The sequence below is a fragment of the Pseudomonas sp. K5002 genome (assembly GCF_013386655.1).
Taxonomy (GTDB): domain Bacteria; phylum Pseudomonadota; class Gammaproteobacteria; order Pseudomonadales; family Pseudomonadaceae; genus Aquipseudomonas.
The window spans coordinates 1-1,312 of record NZ_JACARK010000561.1 but is presented as its reverse complement, the minus strand read 5'-3'; the positions used below and the strand labels follow the sequence as shown (position 1 = coordinate 1,312).

General features: G+C 64.0%; 1 protein-coding gene. It reads right to left on the bottom strand.

Annotated elements, in window-relative coordinates; translation table 11 throughout:
* Positions 1-1,312, bottom strand: a 1,312-nt coding sequence (ngg, locus tag HX846_RS23395) for an N-acetylglutaminylglutamine synthetase (RefSeq protein ID WP_178966173.1), incomplete at both ends; no start/stop codon positions are given.

Below are 1,312 nucleotides of genomic sequence, written 5' to 3'. Positions count from 1 at the left end.
GCCTGCAGGGTGCGTTGGGTTTCATGGTCCAGGGGGATTTTGCTTTCGCCATCGGTGGCGGCCTGGCGTCGGCGGCTCTGGGCTTCGATCAACGCGCCAATGGAATGCTGGCCATCGCCGGTGACTTCCGCCGGGCGGCGAATGGCGGCGGCGACCACTTCAAAGCCGATCACCAGAATTCGCAGGTCGAGGCCTTCGTGGAAGCTTTCCAGCAGTACACGGGTGTCGAATTGGCGGGCCGCCTCAATGGCTTTTTGCACGTCTTCAATGGTCTGCAAATCCACCGCCACACCCTGGCCTTGTTCGCCATCCAGCGGCTTGACCACAATACGCTGGTGCTCGTCGAGAAACTCCAGGTTGTCATCGGCACTGCCGGCCAATTGCTGGGCCGGAAGGTTCAGGCCTGCGGCCTTGAACACCTTGTGGGTCAGGCTCTTGTCCTGGCACAAAGTCATGCTGATGGCGCTGGTCAGGTCGCTGAGGGATTCGCGGCAGCGCACCCGGCGGCCACCGTGGCTCAGGGTGAACAAGCCGGCATCGGCATCGTCCACTTGCACGTCGATCCCGCGCCGATGAGCTTCCTCGACGATGATCCGCGCATAGGGATTGAACTCCGCCTGCGGGCCAGGGCCGAGGAACAGCGGCTGGTTGATCCCGTTCTTGCGCTTGATGGCGAAGGTGGTCAGCGCGCGAAAGCCAAGCTTGGCGTAGAGACTTTTCGCCTGGCGGTTGTCGTGCAGTACCGACAGGTCGAGGTAGCTCAGGCCACGGCTCATGAAGTGTTCGATCAAGTGGCGCACCAGCACTTCACCCACCCCGGGGCGGGTACATTGCGGGTCGACCGCCAGGCACCAGAGGCTGCAGCCGTTCTCCGGATCGTGAAAGGCCTTCTGGTGGTTCAGGCCCATCACGCTGCCGATCACCGCGCCGCTGTCTTCGTCCTCGGCCAGCCAATACACCGGGCCGCCTTGATGGCGTGGCGTCAGCAGCGCCGGGTCCACCGGCAACATGCCGCGCCCCTGGTACAACTGGTTCACCGCTTGCCAGTCCGCCTCGGTTTGTACCCGGCGAATCCGGAACCCGCGAAACACCCGGGTTGCCGGGCGATAGTCGGTGAACCACAGGCGCAGGGTATCGGACGGGTCGAGAAACAACTGCTGGGGATCAATCCCGAGGATCTGCTGCGGCGCCGCCACATACAGCGCGATATCCCGCTCGCCGGGCTGCTCGTTGAGCAACTCCAGGGCCAGGCTCGCCGGGTCCGGGAAGGTGTGGCCGATCAACAGCCGGCCCCAACCGCAATGCACGGCAA